We start from the raw sequence: 15,013 nt of genomic DNA, 5'->3' as shown, positions 1-15,013 counted from the left end.
GAAAGAAGGTAATACAAGTAAAAAGATTAAATATAAAAACATGGAAACGACGAAGAATAAGACGACCTTGCTCATCATGGCAGCAGGGATGGGTTCCCGGTTCGGTAGCTTGAAACAACTGGCATTACTCGGACCTCACAAGAAAACATTGTTGCATTATTCAATCTATGACGCCGTACACGCGGGGTTTGACAAGATTGTTTTCATCATCCGCCGGAGTTTCGAGAACGAATTTAAAGAGGCCGTGGGAAAATATGCAGAAAGCTTGGTTGAAACCGTGTACTGTTTTCAAGAAATGGATCAACTGCCCGGTAACCTACCCCCGATCCAGCGGGAAAAACCTTGGGGAACGGCTCACGCCATCTGGGCCGCAAAAGACCATATACACGAACCGTTTATCGCGATCAACGCCGATGACTTTTACGGACGGGATGCCTTCGTGAAGATGCACGATTTCGTAGCCAGCAACTCCGACGAGAGATGCTTCAGCTTGGCCGGCTACCGGTTGGCAGCCACGCTATCCGAGAACGGGACGGTATCCAGAGGAATATGCACGGTTGACGGGGACAATTTTCTGACCAGTATCACCGAACGCACGAAAATCGGTCGGGAAGGTGACGTAATTAAAGACCTGAACTCGGGAGTAGTTTTGCACGAGGATGACGTGGTTTCCATGAATTTCTGGGGATTCTCGCCCATGCTTTTCGGGGAGATCGAGAAACAATTCATCGAGTTCTACCACAAGAACAGCGAAAATCCCAAGGCAGAGATTTACATACCTTTCGTGGTTGACGAACTTATCAAGCAAAAGGCCGTGAAAGTGAAGGTCTTAAACACCAGCGCCAAATGGTTCGGCGTGACATACAAAGAGGACACGGAGCTGGTGAACAATGCCTTGCAGAAATTCGACGGGGAAGGATTATATACCGACATGGGACAGTAAATAGCATAAAAACGGGTAAACACTAAAAAACAACTAAGCATGGACAAACTGAAGAGAATTTACGACACGTTCGTATCGAGCGGGCGGTTTATATCCGCTACACCGTACGGTTCTGGCCATATTAACGACACCTATCTGGTGAAAGTGGACGAGGATGTCGAGTACATTCTCCAAAGGATCAACGGCAACGTGTTCAAGGACATCCCAAAACTGGTGCGAAACAAAGAACTAGTGTGCGGGCATATCCGCAACCGGCTTATCCGACACAAAGTGAGCGACATTACCCGCAAATACATCACGTATTTCTACACGGACAAGGGAAACGCTTACTACAAAGATTACGAGGGAAACTACTGGACGCTATCACTCTTTATCAAAGGATCAAAGAGCTACGATGTTATCCCGGATTCCCAGATCGCTTATCAAGTGGGTATCGGGTTCGGGGAATTCGAGAACCGGATTTCCGATTTTGATGCAAAATTGTTGATCGAGACCATCCCGCTTTTTCACAATGTTCCCCGCCGCCAACGGGAATTAAAAGAAGCCTTGGCCAAAGCCGAACCGGAGCGAATCGAGGCAAGCAAGGAATTACTCGAATATTTGAAAAAGTTCGATAACGAGATGTTGGAATTACAACGGATGAAAGACGAGGGTATTCTACCGCTCCGGGTCACTCACAATGACACGAAAGCTAATAATCTCCTGTTCGACCACAATGATCACCCGTTATGCGTGATCGATCTGGACACCGTGATGCCGGGAATCGTGCATTACGACTTCGGGGATGCTATTCGTTCGTCCTGTAACACAGCCGGAGAGGAAACCCGCAATCTTGACGAGGTGCATTTTAACATGGATTATTTCGAGGCTTTCACCGCCGGATTCATGGAAAAAGCCAAACACCTTTTCACGCTCAAAGAAAAAAAGACCCTCGCGCAAGGATGCATGCTGATGACCTACCTGCAAGCTGTCCGTTTCTTGACGGATTATTTGGACGGAGATCATTATTACCCGATCACCTATCCCGAGCATAACCTGCAACGGGCTAAAGTTCAAGTAAGGTTATTACAGGACATGGAACGACAATTCGACAAGATGAACCAGTTTATTCTGGATCAATAATACAAAAAAACGGTAGCGAAAGCTACCGTTTTTTTGTATCCTTCAAGAATATTTCCTTACTTTTTCTTATTCTTGCAGCACTCGTCTGTTTTACCTGTCTTGGAACAGCAATTGTCACCACATTTTCCTTCACATTTGCTTTCTTTTGACTCGCAGTTCTGGTCGCATTTGCTATCACACTTTTTCTCGCCACAACTTTGCCCGCAAGTACCGCTGCAATTATGTTTCTCGCCGCAACTTCCCTTGCAAGCTTCTTTATTTCCTTCTTTACAACATTTATGTGCTTTACCACATTTCATCAACTTACCGTCTTTATCACACATTCCCACTACTTTCACGTCATGGCGCTCGATAGCCGCCCGCAATGCCTCAACAGAGTTTTTGTCGGTACGGAAAGAAATCAACACGGTTGAATCTTTCATGTTCAACTTATAATCCTTGATTCCTTTCTCGAAAGGCATATCTTTATCCAGTTTAGCCTTACAAGAAGGGCAATGTATTCCTACTTTAAAAATAACGGTTGTATCTTTTTTAGCTTGGGCACTCACGGTTAAACCCATCATAACGAACACTACCAGCGTGAATAAAATTTTCATTGTTTTCATAGTAAATGTATTAGTTATTAAAAACATTGTTTTTCAAAAGTAATTATTTTATTGATTATTCTTTTCGATCTAAGGCAAATCTCAAACCGATATAAAATTTACGTCCGTGAAGAGGTCCCCACACTTTCGACGAGTCAAAGGTATCGCTCCAAGGATTATGGGAATTTACGATCGGGTTCTTTTGAGTGAAATCCCCGATATTCTCACATCCAGCGTAAATACTCCACAAACGGAAATATTTCGTAACCTGCGCGTTCATGATCTGGAAATCATCAAAACGGGAGGCGACCCGATATTCATCGGCAATCCCACCCTGCTCCGGCAAACGTCCAGAACCGTTGAACTGGGTTGTGAAATCGAACTGCCATTTCTTCAAATTCGTGAAATATGACAAATTCACCAATCCCTTATAACGGCTCGTTAAAGGAGTACGTCTCAAATCACCGTTTATCGTTGTCTTCACATCATTGTAACGATAAGCTAACGTGGCCTCCAAACGAGGGATCAACTCGTATTTCACCTCTATCTGGTAACAATTCGAATAGGAATCCCCGTCTAAGTTATAAAAGTTCACCTTGTTGTATGCCGTCTCGTTATCCACCACCACTTGGTCGTTGAATTTCGTATGATAATAATCCAAATTGATATTCAAGGTACGCCCGAATACTTCGAACTTCCGGTTCACGTTAGCCCCGAAATTCCAAGAATCCTCCATTTTTAGATCATCCAGTAAAGCCGGATTTTTACCCAACAACTCGCCATTCACGTAGAAGTTCGCGGCAGAGGCCAGCAAGTAACTGTTCTCGGCCAAGATATTCGGAGTACGCAGACCGCGACCAAAAGTGGCCTTAATGCTGGTGAATTCATCCGGTTTATACATGATGTGAGCCCGCGGAGTCCAAATACTCCCGAAAATATTGTGATAATCGTAGCGCAAACCTGCCATCACGATAAAACGCTGATCCAAGAACTCTCCCGTGTACTGGAAGAAAGCTCCCGGCACCCGTTCTTCTCGTTTCATATTTATGAAATCGGTAGAAATATCCTCTCCATAATTGAAAACCGGATCACGGAAATCTTCGTCATATTTGTCGTAATTGAAACTCAACCCGGCAGAGTACATCTGGCTGGGATTCGTCCCGAAGATAGACTGGTAGATGTAGTTCACGAACAAACTCTTCTGCCCGGCGTTATACATTTTCGGCCCATAATAAGAATCCTGCGTGTGATCGGAATAGTTCACCAAAATCGCCATACTCGTGTTCTCATACTGGGGCATCAAGTAACCTAACTTCAAGAAAGCCTCGTAACGACGAGTGTCGATTCCAATTTTATACAACCCGTATTTCTCATCTGCATGAGCATGTCCACCATGAGTGGTTTGTCCGCCATTCCGTTCCTCGTCGATAAATTTACCCCCGAATTGCAAATACCAAGTATCATTTTTATACGCCCAGCGATTCATCACGTTGTATTGTGTTTTCTCCGGCATATCCAAGAATCCGTCCTTGTTCCCGTCATGAGGCTCTTCCATCCAGTCTCCATGTAAAAGGAACATCGTACTCCACTTGTCATTGAACTTGATACTGAAATTAGAGTTGAATTCGTACATCCCCTCGCTACTCGTGAAGACATTAGCCGAGAGTAACTCCGGGTCACGGGGTTTCTTGTAGTCCACGCTGATCTGCCCGGCCATCGATTCGTAACCATTAATCACCGATCCCGTTCCTTTTGAAACGGAAATCGCGGACATCCAAGGACCGGGAATATAAGTCAATCCGTACAAAGAGGCCAATCCCCGGAAATTAGGCATATTCTCTGTCATCATCTGCACGTACTTTCCGGTTAATCCCAATAGCTGGATTTGCTTTGCACCCGTCACGGCATCGGCATACGACACGTCAACCGAGGCATTCGTCTCGAAACTCTCACCCAAGTTACAGCAAGCCGCCTTACACAACTCTTCGCCCGTGATCAATTGCTCGATCAAAGGTCCCTGAGTCGACATCACGGTACTCTGTTTACGGGCAGCCACGCTCACCTCATCCAATTGCTCCCCGGATTTCAACGTGCAGGTCACGAATTTATCCGTGGATTTTACCTCTATCGTATCCGAGCGGTACCCGATAAAACTAACGACCAACTTCCCAACCTTTTCCCACTTGATCTTAAATTCCCCGTTCGCATCCGAAACAGATCCTTTCGAGGTCCCTACCCAATAGACATTCGCCCCGGGTAACGCCACCTCTCCGTTTTCCGTTTCTTCCATAACACGCCCTTTTATGGTCTGTGCCTGTAAGCCAACAGAGGCAAGTAAACACATTACAATAAACAAATTTCTCATATAGATTCCACGATTTTCAGGAACGTGCCGGGGATATTTCTTTTACCCAATGCCACGAAACACGTTCTCTCTTGATTAAATTTTAAATAACGTTTCAGTCAAGTCAGACGCATACACACGACTCGTCGAAAGATACTTTTAAAGCATCTTCGTCACGGATCAAAATTTAATCAACAACGGAAAATACATAGCAACTCCAAAGGCGGAGACGTGTCTATGTATGCAACAGGAGAATTAAAGGGTTGTACATTAGAAATAACCGCATCCGGTAAAGACATCATAAAATTACACTCCCGCACCATATCGCAGAACTGTATTTCGAAATGGGACATTGCCCAATCACCGGAAACTTTATAATAAGTATGTTCTTGTTTCGCATTATCGCAATTCTTTTTGTGCGCATTGTGGCACATATGATGACAGCAGTAACAACCATGTGTACACGGACACGGGATGTCCTGAGGAATAACCATCACGTGCAAGTAAGTTTCCTGGCAACGCTGACAGTACACTTTACTTACATTCACGCCTATCGTACCTAACAAGAAGGTAAACAAGAGCAAAAGTGCCGGTATATTCAATTTTTTCTGTTTCATCATTTGCAAAAATAAAACAATTTTCAAATTTCGATTCCCCGAAATACACCATTAACAATTAATTAACGGTTTTTTCCCCGAAAATCTAATCCGATGATGTGAAAAATAGAAAAAAAGTATTACTTTCGAACTTCATAAATCAAGATGTAGATTATTTATATCATTCCAACAAATTATGAGAAAAATACTATTACTTGGACTACTTGTAGTTCTTATCGCATCCTGTAGTGAAAAGACGAATGTCGAAATTACAGGAGCCATCAAAGATGCAGCCAACACGAAAGTATATCTGGAACAAATAGATGTAAGTTCAAGAAAAACAATCGACTCAACAAAAATTAACAAGAACGGGGAGTTTAAATTTAAACTCAACATCGAACTCCCGACATTCTATTCTTTAAGATTTTCTAACAACGAGCAAGTGACCTTGATCGCCAGCCCGGACGAGGTACTTGAAGTCAGTGGTACGCTGAAGGACATTAAAAATAACTATTGGGTGGACGGTTCTGAAAACTCGTTATGGATTAAACTCTTGAATTTCCAAATCACCCGTACCATCACGACAACAGATTCTTTGAAGAGATCCTACCAAGCTCTCCCACAAGGAACCGAGTATGACGCTCAACGTCAGGAATACGCCAAGGCATGGGAAGAGGCCATCAACAAACAGATCAGTTTCACCCGTGACTTCATTATCAAACACGCCACCTCTCCGGCATCTTACTATGCCCTTTATCAAAAAATTGATGATAATATCGGAGTGATGGACGAGTTCGAAGACCTTCACTATTTTAAAGTGGTGGCATCATCCTTGACCGCCCTTTATCCCGAATCCCAGTACACGAAGGCAATCATGAATCACTTGAAACAAATATCCCAAGCTATCCGCAATCAACAATTGGCTGCCGTAATTAACAACACGGAAGGATCTCTGCCGGATATTAACCTGCCGGATGTGAATGGCAAGGATGTTTCACTGAACTCCCTCAAATCGAAACTCATCGTGCTTGACTTCGGACTGATCACGGCCAAAGAGAGCCAAGAGTACATTGACCAGATGAAAAGCGTGTACAACAAGTTCAAAAACCGGGGAGTGGAAATATACATGGTTTGTCTGGATAAAAACAAATTTCTTTGGGAAGACGTGATAAAAACGAACAAGATCAACTGGATTTGCGTATGGGATCAAGGAGCATTACAAAGTCGGGCAGCCTCGACTTGGAACGTGAAGAGTGTTCCGGCAAACTACATCATTAACCAAAAGAAAGAAATTGTCGGTAAAAATTTGTACGGCAGCCGTTTGGAAGACCGTTTGAACGACTTGTTGAAAAAATAATTATATTGGACGAACATATCATCATGCAGGGTAAGAAGGTTTATTTTCTTTCAGATGCACATTTGGGTGCCAAACTATTGAAAGATAATCTGGAGAGAGAAATTATGCTCGTGGAGTTTTTGCAAAGCATCAAACCTGATTGCTTGGAACTTTACCTGCTTGGTGATATGTTTGATTTTTGGTTCGAATACAAACACGTCGTACCCAAAGGCCACGTACGCTTTCTTGCCGAACTGGCCAATTTCACGGATCAGGGAATTAAGGTACATTTCTTCACGGGTAACCACGACATCTGGGCTTTCGATTACTTGGCAAAAGAATGTGGTGTTATCCTGCACACTTCCATGCTTGCAACCACGCTAAACGGAAAGTCTTTCCTTATCGGACATGGTGACGGCCTGAACCCGAACGACAAAGGGTATCTTTTCCTGCGTAACGCTTTCCATAATCGTTTCCTACAAAGATGTTTCCGATTTATCCATCCCGACTGGGGGATCGCTTTAGCCAATAAATGGTCATCCCATTCCCGACTGAAAGGAAACGGACAAATCGAGGCGAGGGGCTATCTGGGAGATGACAAAGAAGAAATCGTTATTTATTGCCGGAATATCTTGAAAGAACACCACGTGGATTATTTCATTTTTGGCCATCGCCATTTACCTCTCAATCTTGAACTCGAACCCAACAGCCACTATATCAACACGGGAGACTGGATCACGCATTTCAGTTATGCCGTATTCGACGGAGAGAAGGTTTCTCTTGAAAAACTTGATCGCAACAAATAACCTATTTTGCATTGTTTTCATGTGAAATAATCTTAACTTACATGCCTGTATGTGAAACATAAGATCAGACGGTATGTTAGTTAAAATTTTCGGGGGTGCAGTGTACGGAATCAACGCTTTGACCATCACAATCGAGGTCAATATTCTTTGGGGAGCAAAATTTATTATTGTCGGCTTACCCGATAATGCGGTAAAAGAAAGCCAGCAACGAATTGATTCCGCCCTCCGGGAAATCGGGCTAAAGATTCCGGGTAAACGAGTCATCATCAACATGGCTCCCGCCGACGTGAAGAAAGAAGGATCGTCTTTCGACCTACCGCTAGCCATTGGAATCCTTGCGGCTAATGACCAGTTACCTAACGCACAACTGGATAAATACTTGATCATGGGTGAGCTGTCATTGGATGGTAGCCTACAAGCGGTCAAAGGGGTACTTCCCATCGCCATACACGCCAAAAAAGAAGGTTTTAAAGGTATTCTTCTGCCCCACCAGAATGCTAACGAGGCTGCCGTGGTTCAAGATTTTGAAGTTTACGGTTTCCACCATCTGAGTGAAGTGATCGCTTTTCTGAAACAGGAAAAAGACTTCTCTCCCATTTCTTTCGATCAGCAAGTCATGACAGCATTTCCCGATGATGACTTGCTTGATTTCAAAGACGTGAAGGGACAAGAAAACGTGAAACGCGCGATGGAAGTTGCCGCCGCAGGCGGACATAACATGATTATGATCGGCTCTCCCGGTTCTGGAAAAACCATGCTGGCCCGAAGATTACCGACCATTCTCCCTCCCATGACCATCGAAGAGGCACTGGAAACAACGAAAATCCACTCCGTCGCGGGAAAGATTCAAAATAATCATTCCTTAATTACTTCACGTCCCTTTCGTTCGCCGCATCATACCATATCTGATGTCGCACTTGTTGGCGGGGGATCTTGGCCTCAACCGGGGGAAATATCACTTGCTCACCATGGCATCTTATTTCTAGATGAACTCCCAGAATTTCGCCGGGCAGTACTGGAAGTATTGAGACAACCGCTTGAAGATCGGAAGATTACCATCAGTCGTTCCAAGTTCAGCGTGGAATATCCGGCTAACATCATGCTAATCGCATCCATGAACCCTTGCCCATGTGGGTACTATAATCATCCCACGAAGGAATGTAATTGTCCGCCCGGAGCCGTTCAAAAATACTTATCGAAAATATCCGGTCCTTTACTCGACCGGATTGACATACATATTGAAGTGATTCCCGTAGAGCTTGACAAGATCACAAATTCCTCGGACAGTGAACCAAGTTCTGTTGTTCGGGCTAGGGTGATCGCAGCCCGGGCCATCCAGACCCAGCGATTTCAATCTTACCCCGGGATTTATTGTAATGCCCAGATGACCTCGCCGCTACTAAAAAAGTATTGCCCCCTAGACGATAAATGTGTTGCACTACTAAAGATTGCCATGCAACGTTTCGGACTTTCCGCCCGGGCTTACGACCGGATCATCAAATTGTCACGAACGATTGCCGATCTAGACCATAACGAGAAAATAACCCCGCAATATATCGCCGAGGCCATACAATACCGAAGTCTCGACAAGGACGGATGGGGTGGATGAGAGAACTAAAAGATAAAAACTAAAAGATAAAAGTTGAATTCTCACTTAACTTTTATCTTTTAGTTTTTATCTTTTACCTTACCGTTATACCCGACTTAGTATATCTTCAAGTCCTTGGAAGTGATTTTTATAATCTTCGGCACTTCTACGAATCACCTCGAAAGCCTCTTCTTTATTATAGACATGAGTGATTTCCGTGCGTCGTTCTTCACCGGGAAGATCCTTGTAGGTTAAAAAATAATGCCGCAACCGATCGATGATCACGTGCGGTAATTCAGAAATATCATTGTAAATATTATACGTGGCATCATGTTTCAACACGGCAATAATCTTATCGTCCGCCTCGTTCTTATCCAACATCCGGAATCCCCCGATAGGACGAACTTCCGCAATAATATCCCCGTGAGAGATCGTTTTCTCGGTCAGGACACAAATATCAAGCGGGTCTCCATCCCCGTGAATATCCGTTCTCTCAGTCTGCGACATACAATACTCGGCGACCAAATCTCCGCAATAGGTCTGCGGCAAAAAACCATATAAAGCGGGAACCACGTTCGAATACTTCTGCGGACGATCTATTTTTATATACCCACTCACTTTATCCAACTCGTACTTCACCGTGTCCGTCGGTACCATCTCTATAAACGCGGTAACCACGTTCGGCGCATCCTCCCCAATATCCAAACCATGCCACGGATGTGACTTGTACCTAAGTCCCATCAACCGGACAATAGGATCATTAATTTTATTTCCCATAACTTATATTATTAAAAACATATACACCTCTTTATTGTTCCGCAAACAAATGCGCCTCGATTTGCTCAATCAGAATATGAATCACCTTGATGTGAATCTCCTGAATCCGATCGGAATACCCGTTCCAAGGAACACAAATATTCACGTCACACATATTCTTCATTTTACCGCCATCCTTACCGGTTAACCCGATCACCAACATACCCTTGCGGTGAGCCGCATCAACGGCTTTCACAATGTTCTCTGAATTACCGGAAGTACTGATTGCCAATAGCACATCACCCGCTTTCCCGTGTGCCTCCACGTAACGGGAAAACACATACTCAAACCCGAAATCATTGGCCACGCAGGTCAAGTGAGTCGGATCGGAAATTGCCATTGCCGGTAGTGCAGGACGGTCTCCCCTGAAACGTCCGGTAAGTTCCTCGGCGAAATGCATGGCGTCACTCATAGAACCACCATTTCCACAACTTATCACCTTACCCCCGTTTTTCAATACCCGGGATAATATCTCTGCCGCCAATCCGACTTGTTCCAACTTCTCCTCATCCGCCACGAAATCAGCTAACACTTGCTGCGCCTCCAAAAAACTTTTCTTGATACTATCCATATATTCGGGTATTACATTTATCTTATCTTTTTCCATTCAACGATTTTTCCCCTCTCTTTTTTCAACATTCCCGGGGGAACCACTTGTCGTATATCTTCACAAAGCAAATCAATCAACTTCTGTTTCGTGAAATGACGGGAATATATCACACTGACTTCCCGTAAAGGTTTGGACACCGTGAAAGAACGAACTTGCTTTTTCTTTTCCTCCGTCATGTATAACGTGGCCAATTCAGGAATCAAGGTAAATCCTCCTTCCCGGTCCACAATCTTCATTAAGGTTTCTAAAGAATTACTCTCAAAATCAAAAGGCAAATTCTTATGCAGCGTTCCACGTATTTCACACAAGTTCACCACTTGATCCCGGAAACAATGTCCGTCTCCTAACATCCATAACTCAGGAGTTGCAATATCTTGTGTTTCTACGTTTTTCTTTTTCAAAAGTTCATGATCGGGGTGAGCATAGATCATCATCTCCTCGTAAAACACGGGCTGTTCCACAATCTTATCGTCATGATAAGGGGTCACGAATACCCCCACGTCCAACGTGTCATGTTTCAGTCGTCGGATAATCTCCTCCGAAATTAATTCTTCCACTTCCACCTGTACCCCGGGATAACGACGAATATAGTCCCCAATAAATATCGGTAATAAATAAGGAGCCAGCGTAGGAATAATACCTATTTTCAAGGCCCCCGCTACCTCTTGTTTCTCTTCATTGATAATCTCTTTTATCCTTTGTGTCGAGGCCAGCACAATTCTTGCCTGTTCGATCAACTTGTAACCGATGTCGGTAGGAACAACCGGTTGCCGGCTCCGATCGAAAATGATTACACCCAGATCATCTTCCAGCTTTTTAATTTGCATACTCAGTGTCGGCTGTGTCACAAAACACTTGTCGGCGGCTGTTGCAAAATGCCGGAATTCATCGACCGCAACAACATATTCTAATTGTGTCAGTGTAATCATATATTATTATTTCTAATCAAAAAAATCTTTCATCTTGGAGAAGATACTTTTCTTGTCACCACTTCCCGGCTTAAAGCCTTCCGCCTCTTTCATCTTTTCCACGAGTTTCTTCTCGTCCTTCGACAAGTTCTTCGGAATCCACACGTTCACCTTCGCCAACAAATCCCCTTTACCGTAACCGTTCACATCAGGCAATCCTTTTCCTCGCAAACGCAATATTTTACCCGGCTGGGTACCTGCCTCAATTTTCACTTTTACTTTCCCTTCGATGGTCGGAATCTCAACCGTTTCTCCTAACACGGCCTCTGGGTAACCAATAAACACGTTGTATAATAAATCATTCCCATCTCTTACCAACTCCGGATGCTCTTCTTCTTCTATCAACACGATCAAGTCTCCGTTCACACCACCGCGACGAGCTGCGTTTCCTTTACCACTCAAAGACAATTGCATCCCTTCACCCACTCCTGCCGGAATATTGATAGAAATCACCTCTTCCGACATCAACACGCCCTCCCCATTACAGAAAGTACATTTTTCATTGATAATCTTTCCTTCGCCCTCGCAAGTCGGACACGTGGAAGTGGTTTGCATCGCTCCCAGTATCGTATTTTGTACCCGGGTCACTTGCCCCGATCCTTTACAGGTCGAACAAGTGGAATAGGATTTTCCATCCTTTGCTCCCGTTCCATTACAATGCTGACAAGCCACGTATTTCTTTACCTTGATTTTCTTCTCAATCCCGGTAGCAATTTCCTGAAGGTTCATTTTCACCTTCACTCTCAGGTTCGTTCCCCGGTTTACCCGGCGGGCACTACGGCCACCACCAAAACCTCCGAAACCACTAAAGCCACCGAAACTTCCGAAAATATCCCCGAATTGAGAGAAAATATCATCCATACTCATGCCGCCACCAAAACCTCCTTGTCCGGCTCCACCTACTCCGGCGTGACCGAACTGATCATAACGACGTCGCTTCTCTTCGTTACTCAGCACATCGTATGCTTCAGCGGCTTCTTTAAATTTTTCCTCGGCCTCCTTGTCGCCCGGATTTTTATCCGGGTGATACTTCAAAGCCAGTTTTCGATATGCTTTCTTGATCTCAGTGGCATCAGCACTTTTAGATACCCCCAACACCTCATAATAATCTCTCTTTTCCATTACCACGCAACTATATATTATTCACCAACAACCACTTTTGCAAAACGCATCACCTTGTCATTCAAGTAATATCCCTTCTCGATACAATCCAACACTTTACCCTTTAACTCCGGAGTCGGAGCCGGAATTGTTGTTACCGCCTCGTGAATATCCGTGTCAAAATCAGCATTTTCAGTTTCGATTTCTTTCACGCCATTCTGTGTCAGAAAAGACTTAAAATTAGCATAGATCAAATCCACTCCTTCTTTAAGAGCTGCCACATCCTTCGCCGTACTCATACTCTTCAAGGCACGTTCGAAGTTATCCACCACGGGTAAAATATTACTTAACAATTGTTCCCCGGCACTCTTGGTTAACTCCATTTTTTCCTTCAAGGTACGTTTCCGGTAATTATCGAACTCCGCAGACAGACGTAAGTATTTATCATTCATCTCGATCAGTTTCTGTCCCAACTCTTCCAATTGCTTGTCCTCTTTTCGGCAAGACTTATCTTCTTTCTTTTTGTGAGCTTCTCCCTGATGTTTTTCTGAATTCACTTCTTCTTTCTCCGTGTCGTTCGTCTGTGACTCTTCAAACTCGTTTTCTTGAGTCGATCTCTTCTCTTCTGCCATATCGTATATAATTTTTTTATGAATAAACATTTTAAGCTACTCTTTCCAAGCAAAATCCCTGCCAACCGTCAATATGCCACATTGACAAGCATCACGAGTGCCAATGTGACACAAATAGCTGCCACAAAGATAGTAAAAGATATTCTTCCGATTCAACTTTTCAGCACTTAATGAGATTAAAGCATCCCATTGTCCGCAAAACTATAATACCGATCAGGGCAAACGACGATATGATCCAGCAACGTGATGTCTAATACCCGTCCAGCCTCCTGCACCTTCTTTGTCAAAGTAATATCGTGGGAACTCGGACGATCATTACCGCTGGGATGATTATGAGCTATCACGATGGAACAAGCTTTTGATTCCAACACTTTCCGGAATATCATACGAATATCAATAATCGTACTCTCTATTCCTCCTGAAAACAAGCGATCGCATGACTTAATCCGACAAGCGCTTGACAAGGTGACCACCCAAAATTCCTCATGATCCAGATCTCCAATCAAAGGCTGAAGATAATCGTACAAATCCCTGCTGGTCGTCAACGCCGGTTCCTCCCTAGCTGTCGACAACGCCCGGCGGCGTCCCAATTCCATGGCAGCAATGATCGAGGCAGCTTTCGCCATCCCAACTCCTTTGTAGCGATTCATAAAATCCGATACAGAAAGACGAGCCAACGCATTCAAATCATTACTGGCATCCGTCAAAATCCGGCGAGACAAATCTAATGCAGATTCTCCTCCACTCCCTGAACGAATTAAAATTGCGAGTAACTCGTTTGTTGAAAGTGCAGCAACACCTTTCAGCAACATCTTTTCCCGGGGCTTATCGTCTTCCGCCCACGAGGAAATTGGGATATAATTTCCAGCCATAACTTTCTCTTTATAGCTGGCAATGTAGCTATTTTTTAGCAATAAAAAAAATCTCGAGAAGTAATTTCTCAAGATCAACCGACACACAGAAATAAAGGTAACAAACAATCGTTTGTTACCTCAATATCTTAAGATAGTAAAATTACAATTTATTCACATGTAAAGCCAAGCTAGACTTCAAGTTAGCTGCTTTGTTCTTGTGGATAATATGTTTTTTTGCTAATTTATCCAACATAGCCGAAACTTTCGGCAACAAGTCTGCTGCAGTCTCCTTTTCGGTCATTGCACGTAGCTTTCTAACGGCATTTCTAGCAGTCTTTGCGTAATAACGATTGTGTAATCTTCTTTTTTCAGTCTGCCTTATTCTTTTTTCTGATGATTGATGATTTGCCATCTCTACAAATTAATTTAATTCAACTTTGTAGTCCGTACGAGAATCGAACTCGTGTTACAAGAATGAAAATCTTGCGTCCTAACCCCTAGACGAACGGACCATAAAACCCACTAAAATCTCGGTAGTCCGTACGAGAATCGAACTCGTGTTACAAGAATGAAAATCTTGCGTCCTAACCCCTAGACGAACGGACCATCGTTAAACATTTGCTTTTGCCTTAGTAGTCCGTACGGGAATCGAACCCGTGTTACAAGAATGAGAATCTTGCGTCCTAGCCCCTAGACGAACGGACCATCTTTTG

General features: G+C 43.8%; 15 protein-coding genes and 3 tRNA genes. 5 read left to right on the top strand and 13 right to left on the bottom strand.

Going from position 1 to position 15,013, the window contains the following annotated elements:
- The first annotated feature begins 40 nt into the window (after positions 1–40).
- Both QVC79_RS02070 and QVC79_RS02065 read left to right on the top strand, forming a co-directional pair.
- A complete protein-coding gene (locus QVC79_RS02070) occupies positions 41–943 on the top strand; it encodes a sugar phosphate nucleotidyltransferase (RefSeq protein ID WP_270595294.1) in 903 nt (300 codons plus the stop codon).
- A 39-nt stretch (positions 944–982) separates the two neighbouring features.
- Positions 983–2,065 carry a phosphotransferase enzyme family protein gene (locus QVC79_RS02065; protein ID WP_124316887.1) on the top strand — a complete coding sequence of 361 codons (1,083 nt, stop codon included), beginning with the start codon at positions 983–985 and terminating at the stop codon, positions 2,063–2,065.
- 56 nt (positions 2,066–2,121) lie between these two features.
- On the opposite strand, the gene QVC79_RS02060 is transcribed toward QVC79_RS02065, so the two are convergent.
- From QVC79_RS02060 to QVC79_RS02050, 3 genes are all read right to left on the bottom strand, one after another.
- A complete protein-coding gene (locus QVC79_RS02060) occupies positions 2,122–2,670 on the bottom strand; it encodes a heavy-metal-associated domain-containing protein (RefSeq protein WP_164719643.1) in 549 nt (182 codons plus the stop codon).
- Between the two features lie 55 nt (positions 2,671–2,725).
- Complete coding sequence (locus tag QVC79_RS02055; protein ID WP_270595293.1) at positions 2,726–5,014, bottom strand: TonB-dependent receptor; 2,289 nt, start codon at positions 5,012–5,014, stop codon at positions 2,726–2,728.
- Positions 5,015–5,184: 170 nt separating this feature from the next.
- Positions 5,185–5,610, bottom strand: a complete 426-nt coding sequence (locus QVC79_RS02050; RefSeq protein WP_270595292.1) for a hypothetical protein — start codon at positions 5,608–5,610, stop codon at positions 5,185–5,187.
- A gap of 175 nt (positions 5,611–5,785) precedes the next feature.
- Between QVC79_RS02050 and QVC79_RS02045 the strand changes: the two genes are divergently transcribed.
- The 3 genes from QVC79_RS02045 to QVC79_RS02035 all read left to right on the top strand — a co-directional run bounded on the left by QVC79_RS02045 (position 5,786) and on the right by QVC79_RS02035 (position 9,340).
- Positions 5,786–6,946 carry a DUF4369 domain-containing protein gene (locus QVC79_RS02045; RefSeq protein ID WP_124316883.1) on the top strand — a complete coding sequence of 387 codons (1,161 nt, stop codon included), beginning with the start codon at positions 5,786–5,788 and terminating at the stop codon, positions 6,944–6,946.
- Between the two features lie 23 nt (positions 6,947–6,969).
- Positions 6,970–7,731, top strand: coding sequence for a UDP-2,3-diacylglucosamine diphosphatase (locus tag QVC79_RS02040; RefSeq protein WP_270595390.1), 762 nt, complete (start codon positions 6,970–6,972; stop codon positions 7,729–7,731).
- A gap of 73 nt (positions 7,732–7,804) precedes the next feature.
- A complete protein-coding gene (locus QVC79_RS02035; protein WP_124316882.1) occupies positions 7,805–9,340 on the top strand; it encodes a YifB family Mg chelatase-like AAA ATPase in 1,536 nt (511 codons plus the stop codon).
- Positions 9,341–9,424: 84 nt separating this feature from the next.
- On the opposite strand, the gene QVC79_RS02030 is transcribed toward QVC79_RS02035, so the two are convergent.
- The 10 genes from QVC79_RS02030 to QVC79_RS01985 all read right to left on the bottom strand — a co-directional run bounded on the left by QVC79_RS02030 (position 9,425) and on the right by QVC79_RS01985 (position 15,005).
- Positions 9,425–10,096 carry an inorganic pyrophosphatase gene (locus QVC79_RS02030; protein WP_124315946.1) on the bottom strand — a complete coding sequence of 224 codons (672 nt, stop codon included), beginning with the start codon at positions 10,094–10,096 and terminating at the stop codon, positions 9,425–9,427.
- Positions 10,097–10,127: 31 nt separating this feature from the next.
- On the bottom strand, positions 10,128–10,706 hold the full coding sequence (lpcA, locus tag QVC79_RS02025) for a D-sedoheptulose 7-phosphate isomerase (protein ID WP_270595389.1): 579 nt from the start codon (positions 10,704–10,706) through the stop codon (positions 10,128–10,130).
- 17 nt (positions 10,707–10,723) lie between these two features.
- Entirely contained in the window at positions 10,724–11,674 is a 951-nt protein-coding gene (locus tag QVC79_RS02020; protein ID WP_270595291.1) for a hydrogen peroxide-inducible genes activator, read from the bottom strand.
- A 12-nt stretch (positions 11,675–11,686) separates the two neighbouring features.
- Positions 11,687–12,835 carry a molecular chaperone DnaJ gene (dnaJ, locus tag QVC79_RS02015; RefSeq protein WP_118449896.1) on the bottom strand — a complete coding sequence of 383 codons (1,149 nt, stop codon included), beginning with the start codon at positions 12,833–12,835 and terminating at the stop codon, positions 11,687–11,689.
- A 17-nt stretch (positions 12,836–12,852) separates the two neighbouring features.
- Positions 12,853–13,446 (bottom strand): nucleotide exchange factor GrpE, encoded by a 594-nt coding sequence (gene grpE / locus QVC79_RS02010; protein WP_151411820.1) that lies wholly within the window; start codon positions 13,444–13,446, stop codon positions 12,853–12,855.
- Positions 13,447–13,622: 176 nt separating this feature from the next.
- A complete protein-coding gene (gene radC / locus QVC79_RS02005) occupies positions 13,623–14,318 on the bottom strand; it encodes a RadC family protein (protein ID WP_270595290.1) in 696 nt (231 codons plus the stop codon).
- A 142-nt stretch (positions 14,319–14,460) separates the two neighbouring features.
- Positions 14,461–14,712, bottom strand: a complete 252-nt coding sequence (rpsT, locus tag QVC79_RS02000) for a 30S ribosomal protein S20 (RefSeq protein ID WP_027201645.1) — start codon at positions 14,710–14,712, stop codon at positions 14,461–14,463.
- 28 nt (positions 14,713–14,740) lie between these two features.
- Positions 14,741–14,812, bottom strand: a tRNA-Glu gene (locus QVC79_RS01995).
- A gap of 22 nt (positions 14,813–14,834) precedes the next feature.
- Positions 14,835–14,906: transfer RNA gene (locus QVC79_RS01990), tRNA-Glu, on the bottom strand.
- A 27-nt stretch (positions 14,907–14,933) separates the two neighbouring features.
- Positions 14,934–15,005, bottom strand: a tRNA-Glu gene (locus QVC79_RS01985).
- Positions 15,006–15,013 lie beyond the last annotated feature (8 nt).

This window comes from Butyricimonas sp., from assembly GCF_019423355.1.
GTDB classification, from domain to species: domain Bacteria; phylum Bacteroidota; class Bacteroidia; order Bacteroidales; family Marinifilaceae; genus Butyricimonas; species Butyricimonas faecihominis.
The sequence above is the reverse complement of the archived record's forward strand: the minus strand, read 5'-3'. Positions and strand labels throughout refer to the sequence as shown.

Bases quoted from the DNA above. Each gene is read 5' to 3' on its own strand.
- QVC79_RS02020 (WP_270595291.1), bottom strand. From the start codon at position 11,674: ATGATTACACTGACACAATTAGAATATGTTGTTGCGGTCGATGAATTC.
- QVC79_RS02035 (WP_124316882.1), top strand. From the start codon at position 7,805: ATGTTAGTTAAAATTTTCGGGGGTGCAGTGTACGGAATCAACGCTTTG.
- QVC79_RS02040 (WP_270595390.1), top strand. From the start codon at position 6,970: ATGCAGGGTAAGAAGGTTTATTTTCTTTCAGATGCACATTTGGGTGCC.
- lpcA (WP_270595389.1), bottom strand. From the start codon at position 10,706: ATGGATAGTATCAAGAAAAGTTTTTTGGAGGCGCAGCAAGTGTTAGCT.
- QVC79_RS02065 (WP_124316887.1), top strand. From the start codon at position 983: ATGGACAAACTGAAGAGAATTTACGACACGTTCGTATCGAGCGGGCGG.
- dnaJ (WP_118449896.1), bottom strand. From the start codon at position 12,835: ATGGAAAAGAGAGATTATTATGAGGTGTTGGGGGTATCTAAAAGTGCT.
- rpsT (WP_027201645.1), bottom strand. From the start codon at position 14,712: ATGGCAAATCATCAATCATCAGAAAAAAGAATAAGGCAGACTGAAAAA.
- QVC79_RS02050 (WP_270595292.1), bottom strand. From the start codon at position 5,610: ATGAAACAGAAAAAATTGAATATACCGGCACTTTTGCTCTTGTTTACC.
- grpE (WP_151411820.1), bottom strand. From the start codon at position 13,446: ATGGCAGAAGAGAAGAGATCGACTCAAGAAAACGAGTTTGAAGAGTCA.
- QVC79_RS02060 (WP_164719643.1), bottom strand. From the start codon at position 2,670: ATGAAAACAATGAAAATTTTATTCACGCTGGTAGTGTTCGTTATGATG.
- QVC79_RS02045 (WP_124316883.1), top strand. From the start codon at position 5,786: ATGAGAAAAATACTATTACTTGGACTACTTGTAGTTCTTATCGCATCC.
- QVC79_RS02070 (WP_270595294.1), top strand. From the start codon at position 41: ATGGAAACGACGAAGAATAAGACGACCTTGCTCATCATGGCAGCAGGG.
- QVC79_RS02055 (WP_270595293.1), bottom strand. From the start codon at position 5,014: ATGAGAAATTTGTTTATTGTAATGTGTTTACTTGCCTCTGTTGGCTTA.
- radC (WP_270595290.1), bottom strand. From the start codon at position 14,318: ATGGCTGGAAATTATATCCCAATTTCCTCGTGGGCGGAAGACGATAAG.
- QVC79_RS02030 (WP_124315946.1), bottom strand. From the start codon at position 10,096: ATGGGAAATAAAATTAATGATCCTATTGTCCGGTTGATGGGACTTAGG.